This is a genomic window from Aquabacterium sp., assembly GCF_035476535.1.
Taxonomy (GTDB): domain Bacteria; phylum Pseudomonadota; class Gammaproteobacteria; order Burkholderiales; family Burkholderiaceae_C; genus Pseudaquabacterium.
Genome location: NZ_DATILJ010000225.1, coordinates 82806 through 99469, shown reverse-complemented (window position 1 = coordinate 99469; position 16664 = coordinate 82806). Strand labels below are relative to the sequence as shown.

Below are 16664 nucleotides of genomic sequence, written 5' to 3'. Positions count from 1 at the left end.
CACCACCGTGCTGGCCACCTTGCAGAGCTTCAACCACAACCTGGTGCGCGCTTCGCTGAGCCTGGGGGCGTCGCCGATCACGACCTTCTTCCGCGTCACGCTGCCGGTCATCGCGCCCGGCGTCATCTCGGGCGCGCTGTTCGCGTTCGCGACCTCGTTCGACGAGGTCGTGGTGACGCTGTTCATCGCCGGCCCGGAGCAGGTCACGCTGCCGCGGCAGATGTTCACCGGCATCCGCGAGAACATCAACCCGACGATCGCCGCGGTGGCCACGCTGCTGACGATCTTCACCACCGGCTTGATGCTGGTGCTCGAATGGATCCGCGGGCGGCGGGCCTGACGGGCTTGCGGGCAAGCCGCCCCCCCTCGCTTGCAAGCAAGCAGTTCCCGCCCGCTTGCAAGCCAGCAGTTCCCGCTAGAGTGCGGCGAAACCCTCTCGGAGATGGACCATGGACATGAGCAGTTCGCCGCTGGCGACCCTGAACGACCCCGGCCTGCTGAAGACCGATGCACTGATCGGCGGTGAATGGGCCGCTGGCCAGACACGTTTTGCGGTCAACGACCCGGCCACCGGCCTGAAGCTGGCCGACGTCGCCAATCTCGGGCCGGTGGATTGCCACAACGCCATCGTCGCCGCCGAACGCGCCTGGGCGCCCTGGCGCGCCAAGACGGCGAAGGAACGCGCGGCGATCATGATGAAGTGGTTCGCGCTGTTGAACCAGCATGCCGACGACCTGGCCCGCATCATGACTGCCGAGCAGGGCAAGCCGCTGGCCGAAGCGCGCGGCGAAGTGGGCTATGGCGCCAGCTTCATCGAATGGTTCGCCGAAGAGGCCAAGCGCATCTACGGCGAGACCATCCCGAGCACCGACAACAACAAGCGCTACCTGGTCATCAAGCAGCCGATCGGCGTCTGCGCGGCGATCACGCCGTGGAATTTTCCGATCGCGATGATCACGCGCAAGGTGGCGCCGGCGCTGGCCGCCGGCTGCACGGTGGTGATCAAGCCGGCGGAGCAGACGCCGCTGTCGGCACTGGCGGTGGCCGAACTGGCGCAGCGCGCCGGCATGCCGGCCGGCGTGCTGAACATCATCACCGCCGATGGCGACAACTCGATCGAGATCGGCAAGGTGCTGTGCTCCAGCGACGTGGTCCGCCACCTGTCCTTCACCGGCTCCACCGAGGTCGGCCGCATCCTGATGCGGCAATGCGCGTCGACGATCAAGAAGCTCTCGCTGGAACTCGGCGGCAACGCGCCCTTCATCGTGTTCGACGATGCCGACATCGACAGCGCGGTCGAAGGCGCGATGGCCAGCAAGTACCGCAATGCCGGCCAGACCTGCGTCTGCGCCAACCGCCTGTATGTGCAGGACGGCGTGTACGACGCCTTCGTCGAGAAGCTGGCCGCCAAGGTCCAGGGCATCAAGGTCGGCAATGGTTTCGAGCCCGGCGTGAACCAGGGGCCGCTGATCGACGATGCGGCACTGGTCAAGGTCGAGGGCCATGTCGCCGATGCGGTCGGCAAGGGTGCGCGGGTGGTCGTCGGCGGCCACAAGATCAGCGAGCGCTTCTACACGGCGACGGTGCTGGCCGATGTCACGTCGGACATGCTGTGCGCAAAGGAAGAGACTTTCGGCCCGGTGGCGCCGGTGTTTCGCTTCTCGACGGAGGCTGAAGCCATCGCCGCGGCCAATGCCACCGAGTTCGGCCTGGCGAGCTACTTCTTCAGCCGCGACATCGGCCGTGTCTTCCGTGTCGGCGAGGCGCTGGAGTACGGCATGGTCGGCATCAACACCGGCCTGATCTCGACGGCCGAAGTACCCTTTGGCGGCGTCAAGCAGTCCGGCCTGGGCCGCGAGGGTGCGCGGCAAGGCATCGACGATTACGTCGAGGTCAAGTATCTGTGCCTCGGCGACATTCTGAAGTAGCAGATCAAGTACGCGGCGCCGCGAAGTTCAGGCGCGAGGCCACGCTGACGAAGCCGCAGCGGGCCATCAAGGCGCCCTGCCCACCATGGCGGCGGTGGCTTTCCAGCACCGCGCCCATGCCCAGCCAGGCGGTGTCGCTCGCCGCGTCGATCTGCAGGTCGATGGCGATCACCGGCGCCGGCGCCGTGCCGCGCATCACCTTGGCCCCGTAGCAACGAGGCACCGGCAACGGCGAGCCGCCGATCAGCCCTCGTCGTTGGCCGCCGGTGCACCGTGCCGTTCGGTGCGCCGGCCCAGGCCGCCCGGCCCGCTGCCGGCCATGCCGGCGGCCTGGGCCAGCGCCTTGCGCAGCAGCGCATCGGCTTCCTTGCCATGGGCAGGATACTGGCCGACACCGACACTCACACCCAGCGTCAGTTCGTGGCCGGCCACGCTGAACGGCCGGCGCAGCGATTGGCCGAGCTTGGCCGCCACGCCATCGGCCGCGGCCTGGTCATCGATCCAGGCCAGCAGCACGGCAAAACTGTCGCCGCCCAGCGAAGCCACCACGTCGCTCGCGCGCAGGCCGGAGCGCAACCGCACCGCCGCCTTGCGGCGCAGCACATTGGCGGCTTCGGTGCCCCAGCGCGCTTCGGTCGCGGCCAGGCCATCGAGGCGCACCGCCAGTACCGCCATCGCCGCCGGCTCTCGTTCACGCAGCGCCAGCAGGTGGGTCATGTGCTCCATCAACTGCGCATGGTTGGGCAGGCCGGTGGACAGATCGGTGGCGTAGGCCTTGCGCGCCGCGCGCTCGACGCGCTTGCGCTCGACGGCCAGGCGCACCACGCGTGCGGTGGCATCGGCCGACGCCTCGCGCAACGGCAGCACATCCTGGGCGCCCAGGCGCAGCAAGCGCAAGGCATCGCCGCTGTCGGGCTCGGGGGCAACGACCACCAGCGCGGCATCCAGCACCGCCCGTGACAAGCCGCTCCAACCGGCCAGCGTGCTGCTGCCTTCGGGCGCGTCGAACTTCAGCACCAGCGCGTCGCAGGTTTGCGCATCGAGCGTGCGGGAAACCTCTTCCAGGCTGGATACCGCCGTCACGACGAAAGGGCCGTAGGCCGATGTCGTGAGGTCGGGCACCTGTGTGCCGAGGTACAGAAGTTGGATCGGGTCGTTCATCGCCGGAGGATGATGCCCGAGTCGACAGCTTTGATGCAGGCGGATCTACCCGAGCGTCCACCCAAATGCAAAGAGGCCCCAGCAGGGCCTCTTTTGCGTTTGGAGCGGGTGAAGGGAATCGAACCCTCGTATGAAGTCGGGTAAGGAACACGCCTCGCGGCGTGTTCCTCCCCTAAGAACCGGACGTGCGAGTTTCCCCGCATCCGGCTCAAGCAGCCTGAAAGTCGTCAGCCGTTTCCGGCGATGGCGACCGCTGCAAAGTTTCCGGGGCCTTCGGTCGTACCCCTGACTCACTCGTTGGCGTGGTGTTGCCGATGGCAGTTCGGATGAAGCAGTTGCAGGTTGCTCATCTGCTCCGACCCGCCTTCCGATCGCTTGACGACGTGGTGGATGTGCCACCCCGTCGCTTTCGTGATCTTCTGGTTGCAGCACGGACACAGCCCTTCCTGCCAGTACCACAGCCACGCCAGCTTCCGGCGGCCCTTCAGGTCGGACGCCATCTTGCGCGCAAGGCGCGCGTCGAAGTAGTCCTCGTCTTCCGGGCTGTACGGATTTCGGCTGCCGTCGATCTTGACGTGGGGCTTCTTGTGGAAGCTCGTCAGGGTCGCCAGCGCCTTGTCCTTCTCTGCAAACCGCCAATCTCGTCCGTCGACACGCCGGAAGTACCGGGCCTTGATCCATCGTTCACCCTTGTTGGGGTGTCGACGGCGGGCCCAGCGCCACAGCGCCTGCCAGATTCGATGGTCGGTCTTCGCGAACGTGCGCGTGGCCATCTGGCTTCGGTGATAGTTCGCCCAGCCCCGGATGACCGGGTTGAGCTTGTCGATCACGTCGGCCTGTCGGGCCGTGCGCATCTCCCGCAGTGTTCCTCGGACCTTCTCAAGGAAGTTCTTGACGTTCTTCCTCGACGGCTGCGTCAACAGCATGCGACCTTGCCAGCGGACCGTCCATCCCAGGAAGTCGAAGCCGTCGGTCACTTGCGTGATCAGCGTCTTCTTCTCCGAGAGTTCGAGCCCGCGCTCGCGCATGAACTCCTGCACGATCGGCTTCACCCTTTCCTCCAGCAACTCTCGCGAGGTGCCGGTGATGATGAAGTCGTCGGCGTAACGCACGAAGTTGACTTTGGCCGTCCGTGCCTCGCGCACCGTGCGGAAGAGCTCCGCCAGCTTGCTCTGCAGGCCGTCCAAGGCCAGGTTCGCCAGAACGGGCGAGATGATCCCGCCCTGCGGTGTTCCGCTCTCTGTCGGGAAGAGGGTGTTGCCCTCGAAGTACCCGGCTTTCAGCCACTTGCGCAACACGCCCTTGTCCATGGGGACGTGGGCGAGAAGCCACTCATGACTGATGTTGTCGAAACAACCTTTGATGTCTCCTTCCAGCACCCAGGTCGGCGAATGCTTTCGTCCAAGCGCATTGCGCACCTGGACGATCGCATCGGCCGTCGAGCGCTCACGGCGGAAGCCGTAGGAGTGAGCATCGCCAGTCGTCTCCGCGGTCGGGTCGAGCGCCAGCAGGTGCAGCGCTTGCATGGCCCGGTCGCGCATGGTGGGGATGCCCAGGGGGCGCCGTTCACCATTCGCTTTCGGGATGTAGACCCGTCTCATCGGCTTCGGCTTGTAGCCCTTGTGGTGCAAGGTGCCGACCGCCTGCCACTTCTCCTCCGGAGTACTCCATGTCTGCCGGTCGATACCCGGGGTCTTGCGACCCCGGTTCTCGGTGACCCGCTTGACCGCCAGCGCTTTCGCGCTCAGCGAGCGGGTGAGGAGTCTCTGCAGGCTTCTGACATTGCGCCAGTCGCCTGCCTTCGCTGCTCTCGCGATTCTTGCCTGCAGCCTTCCAACCACCTGATGCGCGTCCTGCCACGGTATGTCGTGCCAGTGCGTCCAGTTGGTGGAGGCGACATCGCAATCACTTGCGTCCATATCAACCTCCGTTGACGTGGAGCGGGTGAAGGGAATCGAACCCTCGTCATCGGCTTGGGAAGCCGTTGCTCTGCCATTGAGCTACACCCGCCCGGTCCCGAAGGATGGACAGCCCCGAAGGGCTGATCCCCTCGGGATGGTTGGAGCAGACCTGTCTCGCGACAGGCCACCACGCGGAAGTCAGCGCCCTTTCAGGCCGGGGCAATCATTGCATCCCCTATCCGGACCATTACAGCCCGACATTCGCTTTCTCCGCGATCCTCTACCCGCAACCGATGCACCCGATCTTACAACCGGGCTTGTCGTGCCTTGCGGCCCGACGCAGCTACGGGCTTACCCTGTTCCGTGCGATGAGCACGAGTCAGGAGGACCCCGCCTTTCTGCCGACGACCGTCTTGTCAGCGTGTCCCCACCAAGCAGGGAGACAACCGGTCGCGTACCGTTTTGGTTCGAGCCTGTCAGTCGATTTGGCTCGTTCATGCTTGACGGCATTTATCAGCGGTTCACGTACGTTGGTCCTTTGACCCAGCCTTGCGCCTCATCCGGGTTCGACTCCCAGAATCACACGATGACCCTCACGGGCATCATGTACCCGCTCGGGTGGCTACGTTGTCAGTGCGCTCGGCACGAGACCGTTGCCGGTCCCGCACTACACCTAGGCTACTGGCGGCTGAACGCCAGGTTGCAGACAGGCTCCCGCCTGGGCAACAACTCATCACACGGCTTGCACCGCGTGAACAACCCGACCTCGGTTTCCCGAGGCCTACGGCCCGAGGGCCGTGCTCGATCAGGCTTTCACCTGATCATGCGGCCCCGAAGGACCGCAGCTCTAGGGCTGCTTTCCCACACTTGATTGATGCTCTCGCATCAGCGGTGTGGCCGGCCATCAGCTGGACCGGACGCGACTCTCAGGTCGCACGCTTGGGAAGCTGCCGTTCTACCATTGAACTACACCCGCCGAGGGGCGCGATTATCACCCGTTTCGGGCGACCCATTCGATCAGGCCGTCCAGCGTCGGCAGTGCACGCGTGGCCTCGGGGTGGTTGACCAGTGCGGCCAGTGCATAGGTCTTGCCGCTGACCGACTTCACGTAGCCGGCCAGCGCGCGGGTGTCGAGCAAGGTGCCTGTCTTCAGGAACGCCGCGCCGGTGGCCTTGCCGCTGGTCATGCGGTGGGCCAGCGTGCCGTCGATGCCGGCGATCGGCAAGGAGTCGATGAAGGCCTGCGCCTGCTGCGAGACCCAGGCATTGCGCAGCAACTGCACCATCGCCCGCGGCTTGCCGCGCTCGCCGCGCGACAGGCCCGAGCCGTTCTCCAGCGAGATGTCGCCGGGCTGCAGGCCCTGGCGCATCAGCCAGCCGTCCACGCGCTGTCGGGCTTCGATCATGGTGGCCGCGCGGGTCGGGAAACCGCGCACCAGCGACAGCATCAGGTTGCGTGCCGCCATGTTGTCACTGGTCTTGTTGATCTCGCGGATGACCTGCGGCAAGGTGTCCGACAGGTGCACCGAAAATGGCAGTTGCGAATCACCGTCCGGACCAATGGGCAGCAGCGATTCGCGGTCCGGCGCGCGCTTGTCGATGACGCGGCCCTTCAGCCGGCCGCCGGCTTCGCGCCACAGGCCTTCGACGGCCCGCACGGTGAACTCTTCGTGCGACAGCGGCGCCAGCGACAGCTCGCGCGAGCCGCAACCCGGCGCCCATTGCCCGCGCACGGCCAGCGCCGGCGTGCCGGGGTCGGACTTCGCCGGGGCCGATGCCGGCTGCGCCCACACCGCGCAGCCACCCCCGCTGATCTCGGTGATCACCTGCATGCCGGCCAGCGGCGGCGACAGGCTGACCACCGGCTTGCCGCGCGGGCCGTTCTGCACCGTCACCTGCAGCACGCCTTCGTCCAGCGTGAAGGCATCCGGGCGCGAATGGTGCGGCCGGTCCGAGGCCGGTGGCGGTGTGTTGGCGTGATCGCCGTCGTGCAGGCGGAACGCGAAGCGGTCGAGCACGATGTTGCCGCAGACCTCCTGCAGGCCCTCGGTCTGCATGCGCTGGAACCAGGCCCGCAGATCGGCCGAGCGCAACTGCGAGTTGCCGCCACCGACGATCAGCAGATCGCCGAGCAGGCGCCCGCGGTCCAGCGAGCCATTCAGGAAGGCATAGGTGCGCCAGCGGTAGTGCGCGCCCAGCATGTCCAGCGCCGCCAGCGAGGTCACCACCTTGGCCGTGGAGGCCAGCTGGTAGGGCAGCTCGGCGTTCAAGGTCGCCAGCATGCGGCTGCGGCCGTCGACCTCCTGCACTTGCACGCCGATGCTGCTGATGGGCAGGCCCGAGCTGCTGAGCATGGGCCGCAGCGCCGCGGGCACGCCGCTCCAGTCCACTCCGCTGGCCGACGCGGCGGAAGCGGGCCGGGCCGCTGCGCCCGCCAAGGCCTGCTCGGGCGCGGCCGCCGAGGGACGGCCAAGAGTCGCCGCTTCCGCTGCGCCGCCGCCCAGCCAAGCGGCCGCGGCCAGCAGCCAGCGCCGGCGATCGGCATCCGGTCGGCCAGGCGGGGTGGGGGGTGGGGCAAAATCCTGCACCTCGCCAGACTAGAGCCTGCACACCAAGGCGATCTATGGAACAAAGGCATGTCGCGTCCCCAGATGAACCGATGAGCGAGCACGACATCACGGCCCCGGCCGATACCCCCCCAGATTCGAAGCCCCATCCCCGGCGGCCCGTGCGCAGCTTCGTGCTGCGCGCCGGCCGCATGGGCACCGGCCAGCAGCGCGCGCTGCAGACCCTGGGCCCGCAGTACCGGCTGCCGTTTCAGGCCCAGCCACTGGATGCCGCCGCGGTGTTCGGCCGCCGGGCGCCGCTGGTGCTGGAGATCGGCTTCGGCATGGGTGACGCCACCGCGCAGATCGCCGCGGCGCAGCCCGGCACCGACTTCCTGGGGGTCGAAGTGCATGAGCCCGGCGTCGGTGCGTTGCTGCGGCTGATCGGCGAGCGCGGCCTGCAGAACCTGCGGCTGGTGCAGCACGACGCGGTAGAGGTGCTGCAGCAGATGCTGGCGCCGGCCTCGCTGGACGGCGTGCACGTCTACTTTCCCGACCCCTGGCACAAGAAGCGCCACCACAAGCGCCGGTTGATCCAGCCGCCGCTGGTGGCCCTGCTGGCTTCGCGCCTGAAGCCCGGCGGGCGGCTGCATTGCGCCACCGACTGGGAAGACTATGCGCAGCAGATGCTGCAGGTGCTGAGCGACGAAGCGCTGCTGGTCAACACTGCCGAGGGCTACGCACCGCGGCCCGACATGCGCCCGCTGACCAAGTTCGAAGCCCGCGGCCAGCGCCTGGGCCATGGCGTGTGGGATCTGGTGTTCGTGCGGCGCTGAACGCTCAATCCGCCCAGGTCACCCAGCCGGTGTAGTAGGTCAGCAAGACCACGCCGCCGAAAGCGATGCGGTACCACGCAAACGCGTTGAAGGAGTGCGTGGCGATGTAGCGCAGCAGCCAGCGCACGCAGACCCAGGCGGACAGGAACGAGACGATCAGGCCGACCACGAACATCGGCGCATCGCTCGCCACCAGGTGGCTGCGTTCCTTGTACAGGCTGTAGGCACCGGCACCGATCAGCGTCGGGATCGCCAGGAAGAAGCTGAAGTCGGTGGCCGCCTTGCGCGACAGGCCCAGCAGCATGCCGCCGATGATGGTCGCGCCGGAACGGCTGGTGCCGGGAATCATCGCCAGGCACTGCACCAGGCCCACCTTCAAGGCGTCCATGGGCCCCATCTGCTCCACTTCCGCCAGCCGCACGCTGGTCGCCGGCCGGCGTTCGGCCCACAGGATGATCAGCCCGCCGAGGATGAAGGTGCTGGCCACCACCGGCGCGTTGAACAGGTGCGCCTTGATCAGCTTGCCGAACAGCAGGCCCAGCACCACGGCGGGCAGGAAGCCGATGGCCACGTTGGCCACAAAGCGCCGCGCCTGCGAGCTGGCCGGCAGTTGCAGCACGGCGTCGCGCAGGCGTTGCCAGTAGACGATGATCACGGCGATGATGGCACCGGTCTGGATCGCGATGTCGAACACCTTGCTGCGCTCGTCGGTCAGGCCCAGCAAGGAGCCGGTCAGGATCAGGTGGCCGGTGGACGAGATCGGCAGGAACTCGGTCAGCCCTTCGACCATGCCCATGATCGCGGCCTTCAGCAACAACACGAGATCCACGGCCGCTCCCTCTTGAAAAGCTGCGGATCATAGCGAGGCACTTCAGCGCTGAAGCCTGCCGCGGCCTGCCTCGCGGTTGACCGGCGGGCTTCGGCCCCTTATATTACTGACCAGTCAGTCAGTAATTCATGTCCACAACCGATCCCTCCCCCCGCCGCCGCCGCAAGGAAGCCCGCCCGCAGGAGCTTCTGGATGCCGCACTCGAGCTCTTCGTCGAAAAGGGCTTCGCCGCCACGCGTGCCGAAGAAGTAGCGGTGCGCGCCGGTGTTTCCAAGGGCACGCTGTACCTGTACTTCCAGAGCAAGGAAGACCTGCTGCGTGCGGTCATCACACACAACCTGTCCGAGCGCATTGCCGAAGGCGCCGCCCAGGTGGCCGCGTTCAGCGGCAGCGCCAGCGAGCTGCTGCGCGTCGTGCTGTGCGAGTGGTGGGAGCACATCTACAACAGCCCCGCCGGCGCGGTGTTCAAGCTGGTGATCACCGAGGTGCGCAACTTCCCGGAAATCTCCGAGTTCTACATCCACGAGGTGGTGGAGCCGGCGCACCACCTGCTGGGCGGCATCGTGCAACGCGGCATTGCGCAAGGCGAGTTCCGGCCGGTCGATGTGGACGTGGCCGTGCATTCGCTGGTGCTGCCGCTGATCATGATCTGCGTGCACAAACATTCGATCGGCGCCTGCGGCATGGGCGAACAGCACAGCCTGGATGGCAACGCGTTCATCCGCCAGCATGTGCAGCTGGTGCTCGACGGGCTGTGCCAGCCCGCGACCCGCCAACCCACGGACGACACACCCCCATGACGATCCACTGGAAACGATGGGCCGTGGCCGCACTGGCGGTGCTGCTGCTGGGTGCCGGCGTGGGCCGGGCCATCCAGTCGCGGCGCGCTACCGCCACGGCGCCGGTGGCCGGCGCTGCATCGGCCGCCGCGCAGATGCTGGAGCTGGCGCCGCAAGACCTGATCACGCTGTCGCGCCAGCCACTGGCCCACGGGCTGGAGGTGTCGGGCAGCCTGAAGGCCGTGAACAGCGCCTTCGTCAAGGCCAAGGTCGCCGCCGAACTGCTGTCGCTGGGCGTGCGCGAGGGCGACAGCGTGCGGGCCGGCCAGGTGCTGGCGCAGCTGGACACCACAGAATTCGATTGGCGGCTGCGCCAGGCCGAGCAGCAGGCCGCCGCGGCCCGGTCGCAGCTGGAGATTGCGCAGCGCCAGCTCACCAACAGCAAGGCACTGGTGGCGCAGGGCTTCATCTCGCCGACCGCGCTGGAGACGTCGATCTCCACTGAAACCGGCGCACAGGCCACGCTGCAGGCGGCGCTGGCCGCCGTGGAACTGGCGCGCAAATCGCGCGCCGACGCCACGATCACCGCGCCGATTGGTGGCCTGGTGTCGCAGCGCCTGGCCCAGGCCGGCGAACGCGTGGCAGTGGATGCCAAGCTGCTGGAGATCGTCGACCTGTCGCAGCTGGAAGTCGAAGCCGCCATTCCGCCGGAAGACGCCGCCGCGCTGCGCGTCGGCAGCCCGGCGCGGCTGATGATCGACGGCAGCAGCGAGCCGATCGCCGCCAAGGTGGTGCGCATCAACCCCAGCGCGCAGGCCGGCTCGCGCGCCGTGCCGGCCTACCTGGCGGTGCAGCCGCATCCCAGCTTGCGCCAGGGCCTGTTCGTGCGCGGCTGGATCGAGCTGGACCGCAAGGACGCGCTGGTGATCCCGGCCTCGGCGCTGCGCAGCGACCAGGCCCAGCCCTACGCCATCCGCGTGGCCGCGGGCCGCACCGAGCGGCGCGCGCTGCAGCTGGGCGCGCGCGGTCGCGCGCAGGGCACCGAAGTCGTCGAGGTGCTGGGCGGCCTGGTCGAAGGCGATCAGGTGCTCGCCGCCGCCGCCGGCCTGGTGGCTGGCGGCGTGCCGGTGCGCATCAGCGGCATGCTGCCGGTGGCCGCGTCGGCTGCTGCCGCTTCCCGCTAGTTCACAAGATCAGCGGCCATGTGGTTCACCCGTGTCTCGATCGCCAACCCGGTGATGGCCGTGATGGTCATGCTGGCCTTCGTCGTGCTGGGCCTGTTCAGCTACCAGCGGCTGAAGGTCGACCAGTTCCCGGACATCGACTTCCCCACCGTCGTGGTACAGGTCGACTACCCCGGCGCGTCGCCCGAGATCGTCGAGTCCGAAGTCACGAAGAAGGTCGAAGAAGCCGTCAACACCATTGCCGGCATCAACCAGCTGTTCTCGCGCAGCTATGAGGGCGTGTCGGTCGTCATCGTGCAGTTCAACCTGGACGTCAATGGCCGCAAGGCGGCCGACGACGTGCGCGAAAAGCTCTCGGTCATCAAGGCCAACTTTCGCGACGAGGTCAAGGAGCCGCGGGTCTCGCGCTTCGACCCGGCGGCACGGCCGATCTTCTCGCTGGCGCTGACCTCCCCCGATGGGTCGCGCAGCGTGCAGGAGCTCACCACCTATGCCGACCAGCTGGTGAAAAAGCGCCTGGAAGTGGTGCCCGGCGTCGGTTCGGTGACGCTGGTCGGCGGTGTCAAGCGCGAGATCAACATCTACCTGAAGCCCCAGGCGATGGAGGCCTTCGGCGTCGGTGTCGACACGGTGATGAGCGCCGTGCGCACCGAGAACCAGGACCTGCCGGCCGGCAGCCTGCGCTCGAAGGAGAGTGAACGCAGCGTGCAGATCCAGGGCCGCGTGAAGCATCCGGAAGACCTGCGCAACATCATCGTCGCCCGTCGCAACAGCCAACCCGTGCGGCTGTCCCAGGTTGCCGAGGTGGTCGACGGCCCGGAGGAAGTCGAAACCCTCGCGCTCTACAACGGCCGGCGCACGCTGGCGCTGGAGGTGCAGAAGAGCCAGGGCGAAAACACCATCGAAGTGGTCGACGGCCTGCTGCGCGTCAGCAGCCAGCTGTCAACCCAGTTGCCCAAGGGCATGGTGATGGAAGTGGTGCGCGACAACTCGCGCGCCATCCGCGTCTCGGTGGCCAACGTCAAGCGCACGCTGCTCGAAGGTGCGCTGCTGACCATCGGCATCGTCTTCCTGTTCCTCAACAGCTGGCGCTCCACCGTCATCACCGGGCTGACCTTGCCGATCGCGCTGATCGGCACTTTCCTGTTCATGTACGCGTTCGGCTTTTCGATCAACATGGTCACGTTGATGGCGATGAGCCTGTGCGTGGGCCTGCTGATCGACGACGCCATCGTCGTGCGCGAGAACATCGTGCGCCATGTGCAGATGGGCAAGAGCGCACACGATGCCGCGCTGGCCGGTACCAACGAGATCGGGCTGGCTGTCCTGGCCACGACGCTGTCGATCGTCGCGGTGTTCCTGCCGATCGGCTTCATGGGCGGCATCATCGGCAAGTTCTTCCACGAGTTCGGCATCACCATCGTCGCCGCGGTGCTGATCTCGATGTTCGTCAGCTTCACGCTGGACCCGATGCTCAGCTCGGTGTGGCACGACCCTGCCATCGACCGCGAGGGTCAGCCGTTCCAGCCGCGCTCGTTCTACGACCACACGCTGGGCCGCGTGACGCACTGGGTCGACCGTATCTCGCACAAGCTCGGCGACGCCTATGTCGCCACGCTGGACTGGGCGCTGACGCACAAGCTCGCCACCATCGGCATCGCCGTCGCCAGCCTGGTCGGCAGCTTCGTGCTGATGCCCCTGCTCGGCACCGAGTTCGTGCCCAAGGCCGACTACTCGGAAACCTCGCTCACCTTCTACACGCCGGTGGGCACGGCGCTGGAAACCACCGAACAGCGCGCGCGCCAGGTCGACACCATCCTGCGCGAGATGCCCGAAGTGCGCTACACGCTGTCGACCATCAACACCGGCCAGGCCCAGGGCCGCAACTACGTCAGCTTCTACGTGCGGCTGGTCGATCGCAAGGAACGCACACGCAACGTCGACCAGATGTCGGTGCCGCTGCGCGAACGCCTGGCGCACGTGGCGGGCATCACCGTCACGCACGTCGGCCTGCTCGATGCGGTGGGCGGCAACAAGCCGATCTCGCTGTCGATCCAGGGTGCGGACCTGGCCACCTTGCAGCGCCTGACCACCGACCTGATGGCCCGTCTGGCGCCGGTGCCAGGCCTGGTCGACCTGGACACCAGCATGAAGCCGCAGAAGCCGACGGTGGCGGTGGAGGTGCGGCGCGATGCGGCCTCCGACCTGGGCCTGTCGGTCGGCAGCATCACCAGCACCTTGCGCGCGCTGGTGGCCGGCCAGACGGTGGGCGACTGGCGTGCCGCCGACGACCAGAACTACGACGTCAAGGTGCGACTGGCGCCGGGCTCGCGCAACAACCCGAGCGACCTGGAACGCCTGGGCGTGGTGGCCGGCAGCAATGCCGATGGCTCGATGCGCATCGTGCGCCTGTCGCAGGTGGCCGATGTGAAACCCGGCTTCGGCGCCAACCAGGTCAACCGGCGCGACCTGAACCGCGAATCGGAGATAACGGCCAATACCAGCGGCCGGGGCCTGGGCGAAGTATCGGCCGACATCCGCAGCGTGATGGCGGCCTACCCGCTGCCGCCGGGCTACACGTACCGCTTCGGCGGCTCGACCAAGGACATGCAGGAGTCGTTCGCCTTCGCGATCTCGGCATTGGCGCTGGGGGTGGTCTTCATCTACATGATCCTGGCCTCGCAGTTCCGCAGCTACCTGCAGCCGCTGGCGCTGATGTCGTCATTGCCGCTGACGCTGATCGGCGTGGTGCTGGCGCTGCTGTTCTGGCGATCGACCTTGAACATGTTCTCGATCATCGGCGTGATCATGCTGATGGGGCTGGTGACCAAGAACGCGATCCTGCTGGTGGACTTCGCCATCCGCGCCCGCGACGAAGGCCTGAATCGCCACGACGCGCTGCTGCGCGCCGCCAAGGTGCGGCTGCGGCCGATCCTGATGACCACGCTGGCGATGATCTTCGGCATGCTGCCGCTGGCGCTGGCCTTGAGCGAAGGCTCCGAGCAGCGCGCGCCGATGGGCCAGGCGGTGATCGGCGGCGTCATCACCTCGTCGCTGCTGACACTGGTGGTGGTGCCGGTGATCTACTGCTGGCTCGACGACTTGGGGCAATGGGCCAAGCGCCGGCTGCGGCCTGCACCGCCGGTAGCCGCCGCGCTGCCGGCCGAATAGTGCAAACCCTCAGGCGAAATAGAATTTGCCCCTTTTCAAAAAGACCGCAGGAACCCGCGCCATGAATGTCGAACAGGCCCGCTTCAACATGATCGAGCAGCAGATCCGCCCCTGGGATGTGCTGGATGCCGGCGTGCTGTCGCTGCTGGCCACGGTGCGGCGCGAGGATTTCGTGCCGCCGGCCTACAAGGCGCTGGCCTTCGTCGACACCGAGGTGCCGCTGCCCGAAGGCCAATGCATGCTGGCCCCGCGCGTCGAGGCCCGGTTGCTGCAGGAGACCCATGCGCTGCGCCACGAGCGCGTGCTGGAAGTCGGCGCCGGCTCGGGCTTCATGGCCGCGCTGCTGGCGCACCGCGCGCAATCGGTGGTGTCGCTGGAGCTGCACCTGTCGCTGGTGAAGATGGCCACCGACAACTTGCGCCGCGCCGGCATCAACAATGCCAGCGTGCGCCTGGGCGATGGGGCACAGGGCCTGGCCGATGAAGCGCCGTTCGACGCCATCGTGCTCTCCGGCTCGGTGGCCGTGGTGCCGCAGGTGTTGCTGGATCAGCTGAAGATCGGCGGCCGGCTGATCGGCATCGTCGGCAGCGAGCCGATGATGCGCGCGGTGAGGATCACCCGGCAGGGCGAACGCGATTTCAAGAGCGTGGCGCTGTTCGACACCGTGGCGCTGCGCCTGCAGGGCTTCGACGCGCCGACGCGTTTCAGCTTCTGAGTACCTGACGCGGCCCCGATGCAGCGTCTGCCGCCCGACACCGCAGGAACGCCGCCCATCCGCGGTTTGCGTCGACACGGCGCCCGCAGCCGGCAGTGCGTCGCATTCGGGTTGCCGCCGGCGGCGGCGTCCACGTACAAACGCGCCCACATCGACGCCCGCATCGGCGCCCACGCCACGCGTCCACAAGACGCGCCCGCGCTCGAGAACGTCCCCACAACACATCCAACCCGAGGATTTTGTACATGTTCAGCCTGAACCTGCGGCCCACGACCCCGCGCCTGACGATCCTGGCCCTGGCACTCGTCACGATGGGCGCCACGGCCCAGGCGCAGAGCCTGAAGGAGCTGTACGACGCGGCCCGCGCCTACGACGCCACCTACCTGGCCGCCAAGGCGCTGGCCGATTCGGCGCAGTACAAGGCCGCGCAGGCCGACGCGCTGCGACTGCCGGGCGTCACGCTCGAAGGCAGCGGCACCACCACCAAGGTCGACCCGGTGGCCGGCCAGAACCTCACCACCAACACGCAATCGGTGGCAGTGCAGGCCCGGCAGCCGCTGTTCAACCGCGCCAACACGGCCACCATCGCCCAGGCCGAACGGGCCTTGCAGGTGTCGCGCGCCGACCTGGAGACCGCCGAGCAGGACCTGATCGTGCGCGTGGCCCAGGCCTACTTCGACGTGCTGGCCTCGCAGGATTCGCTGGGCACGGCGCAAACCAGCAAGAAGGCGATTGCCGAGCAACTGGCCTCGGCCAAGCGCAATTTCGAGGTCGGCACCGCCACGATCACCGACACGCGTGAAGCGCAGGCCCGCTTCGACCTGGCCACGGCGCAGGAAATTGCCGCCGACAACGACCTGCGCACCAAGCGCATCGTGCTCGATCAACTGGTCGGCAAGACCGGCATCGCGCCCAAGCCGCTGGCGGTGCCGGTGGCCCTGCCAGCGGTGAGCCCGGCCAATGCCGAAGAATGGGTGACGCTGGCCGACGACCGCCACCCCGGCATCCTCCGGGCCCGACTGGCGCAGGAAGTGGCCAAGCTCGAAACCGAAAAGGCCCAGGCCGGCAAGCTGCCAACGGTGGACCTGATCGGCTCGGTCGGCGGCAGCCACAACACCGGCAGTGGCGTGACGGCCACCGGCAGCCGGCCCGGTACCAGCAAGAACGCCACCATCGGCGTGCAGATGAACTACACGCTGTTCTCCGGCGGCTTTGTCCAGAACCGCATCAAGGAAACGCTGGTGCTGGAAGAAAAGGCGCGCAACGACCTCGAAGCGGCCCGCCGCGGTGTGGCGCAGGGCACGCGCCAGGCCTACTTCGGCGTGCAGTCGCTGCAGGCCCAGGTGAAGGCGCTGGAAGCCGCGGAATCATCCAGCAAGTTGGCGCTCGAAGCCACGCAGCTGGGCTACCGGGTGGGCGTGCGGGTGAATCTGGACGTGCTCAACGCGCAGACCCAGTTGTTCACCACCCAGCGCGACCTGTCCAAGGCCCGCTACGACGTGGTGCTCAACAGCCTGAAGCTGCGCCAGGCCTCCGGCCAGCTGCAGCCGCAGGATGTGCAGGCCGTGGACGCGCTGCTCGCACGCTGAGTTTTCATTTCTTTGCTCGCCGCCAA

The 16664-nt window shown here is 67.4% G+C and carries 13 protein-coding genes and 1 tRNA gene; 8 read left to right on the top strand and 6 right to left on the bottom strand.

All coding sequences use genetic code 11. From position 1 onward, the window contains the following. Together VLK61_RS22530 and VLK61_RS22525 are read left to right on the top strand one after the other, a co-directional pair. Window positions 1–340: ABC transporter permease (locus tag VLK61_RS22530; RefSeq protein WP_325424162.1), on the top strand; the 340-nt coding region annotated here is incomplete at its 5' end. A gap of 109 nt (window positions 341–449) precedes the next feature. Then, window positions 450–1928, top strand: a complete 1479-nt coding sequence (locus VLK61_RS22525) for an NAD-dependent succinate-semialdehyde dehydrogenase (protein ID WP_325424160.1) — start codon at window positions 450–452, stop codon at window positions 1926–1928. Between the two features lie 4 nt (window positions 1929–1932). On the opposite strand, the gene VLK61_RS22520 is transcribed toward VLK61_RS22525, so the two are convergent. The 5 genes from VLK61_RS22520 to dacB all read right to left on the bottom strand — a co-directional run bounded on the left by VLK61_RS22520 (window position 1933) and on the right by dacB (window position 7343). Further along, window positions 1933–2157 (bottom strand): hypothetical protein, encoded by a 225-nt coding sequence (locus VLK61_RS22520; protein ID WP_325424158.1) that lies wholly within the window; start codon window positions 2155–2157, stop codon window positions 1933–1935. Between the two features lie 14 nt (window positions 2158–2171). Then, window positions 2172–3089 carry a GGDEF domain-containing protein gene (locus VLK61_RS22515; protein WP_325424156.1) on the bottom strand — a complete coding sequence of 306 codons (918 nt, stop codon included), beginning with the start codon at window positions 3087–3089 and terminating at the stop codon, window positions 2172–2174. Between the two features lie 290 nt (window positions 3090–3379). Next, window positions 3380–5008: a group II intron reverse transcriptase/maturase gene (gene ltrA, locus VLK61_RS22510; protein ID WP_325424154.1), complete on the bottom strand. Its 1629-nt coding sequence runs from the start codon at window positions 5006–5008 to the stop codon at window positions 3380–3382. 17 nt (window positions 5009–5025) lie between these two features. Then, window positions 5026–5099: transfer RNA gene (locus tag VLK61_RS22505), tRNA-Gly, on the bottom strand. A gap of 882 nt (window positions 5100–5981) precedes the next feature. Then, entirely contained in the window at window positions 5982–7343 is a 1362-nt protein-coding gene (gene dacB / locus VLK61_RS22500; protein WP_325424152.1) for a D-alanyl-D-alanine carboxypeptidase/D-alanyl-D-alanine endopeptidase, read from the bottom strand. Window positions 7344–7648: 305 nt separating this feature from the next. On the opposite strand from dacB, the gene trmB reads away from it, so the two are divergent. Further along, complete coding sequence (trmB, locus tag VLK61_RS22495; RefSeq protein WP_325424150.1) at window positions 7649–8371, top strand: tRNA (guanosine(46)-N7)-methyltransferase TrmB; 723 nt, start codon at window positions 7649–7651, stop codon at window positions 8369–8371. A gap of 4 nt (window positions 8372–8375) precedes the next feature. On the opposite strand, the gene VLK61_RS22490 is transcribed toward trmB, so the two are convergent. Then, window positions 8376–9200 (bottom strand): undecaprenyl-diphosphate phosphatase, encoded by an 825-nt coding sequence (locus VLK61_RS22490; protein WP_325424148.1) that lies wholly within the window; start codon window positions 9198–9200, stop codon window positions 8376–8378. A 128-nt stretch (window positions 9201–9328) separates the two neighbouring features. Here VLK61_RS22490 and VLK61_RS22485 point away from each other — a divergent pair, with 128 nt between their 5' ends. From VLK61_RS22485 to VLK61_RS22465, 5 genes are all read left to right on the top strand, one after another. Next, a complete protein-coding gene (locus tag VLK61_RS22485; protein WP_325424146.1) occupies window positions 9329–10000 on the top strand; it encodes a TetR/AcrR family transcriptional regulator in 672 nt (223 codons plus the stop codon). Continuing rightward, window positions 9997–11163, top strand: a complete 1167-nt coding sequence (locus tag VLK61_RS22480; RefSeq protein ID WP_325424144.1) for an efflux RND transporter periplasmic adaptor subunit — start codon at window positions 9997–9999, stop codon at window positions 11161–11163. Before VLK61_RS22485 ends, VLK61_RS22480 begins: the two co-directional genes overlap by 4 nt. Before the next feature lie 18 nt (window positions 11164–11181). Further along, complete coding sequence (locus VLK61_RS22475) at window positions 11182–14334, top strand: efflux RND transporter permease subunit (protein ID WP_325424142.1); 3153 nt, start codon at window positions 11182–11184, stop codon at window positions 14332–14334. Window positions 14335–14395: 61 nt separating this feature from the next. Then, the gene (locus VLK61_RS22470; RefSeq protein ID WP_325424140.1) at window positions 14396–15049 is read left to right on the top strand and encodes a protein-L-isoaspartate O-methyltransferase family protein; all 654 of its coding nucleotides are present in this window, start codon (window positions 14396–14398) and stop codon (window positions 15047–15049) included. A 245-nt stretch (window positions 15050–15294) separates the two neighbouring features. Then, window positions 15295–16638, top strand: coding sequence for a TolC family outer membrane protein (locus tag VLK61_RS22465; RefSeq protein ID WP_325424138.1), 1344 nt, complete (start codon window positions 15295–15297; stop codon window positions 16636–16638). Window positions 16639–16664: the final 26 nt, after the last annotated feature.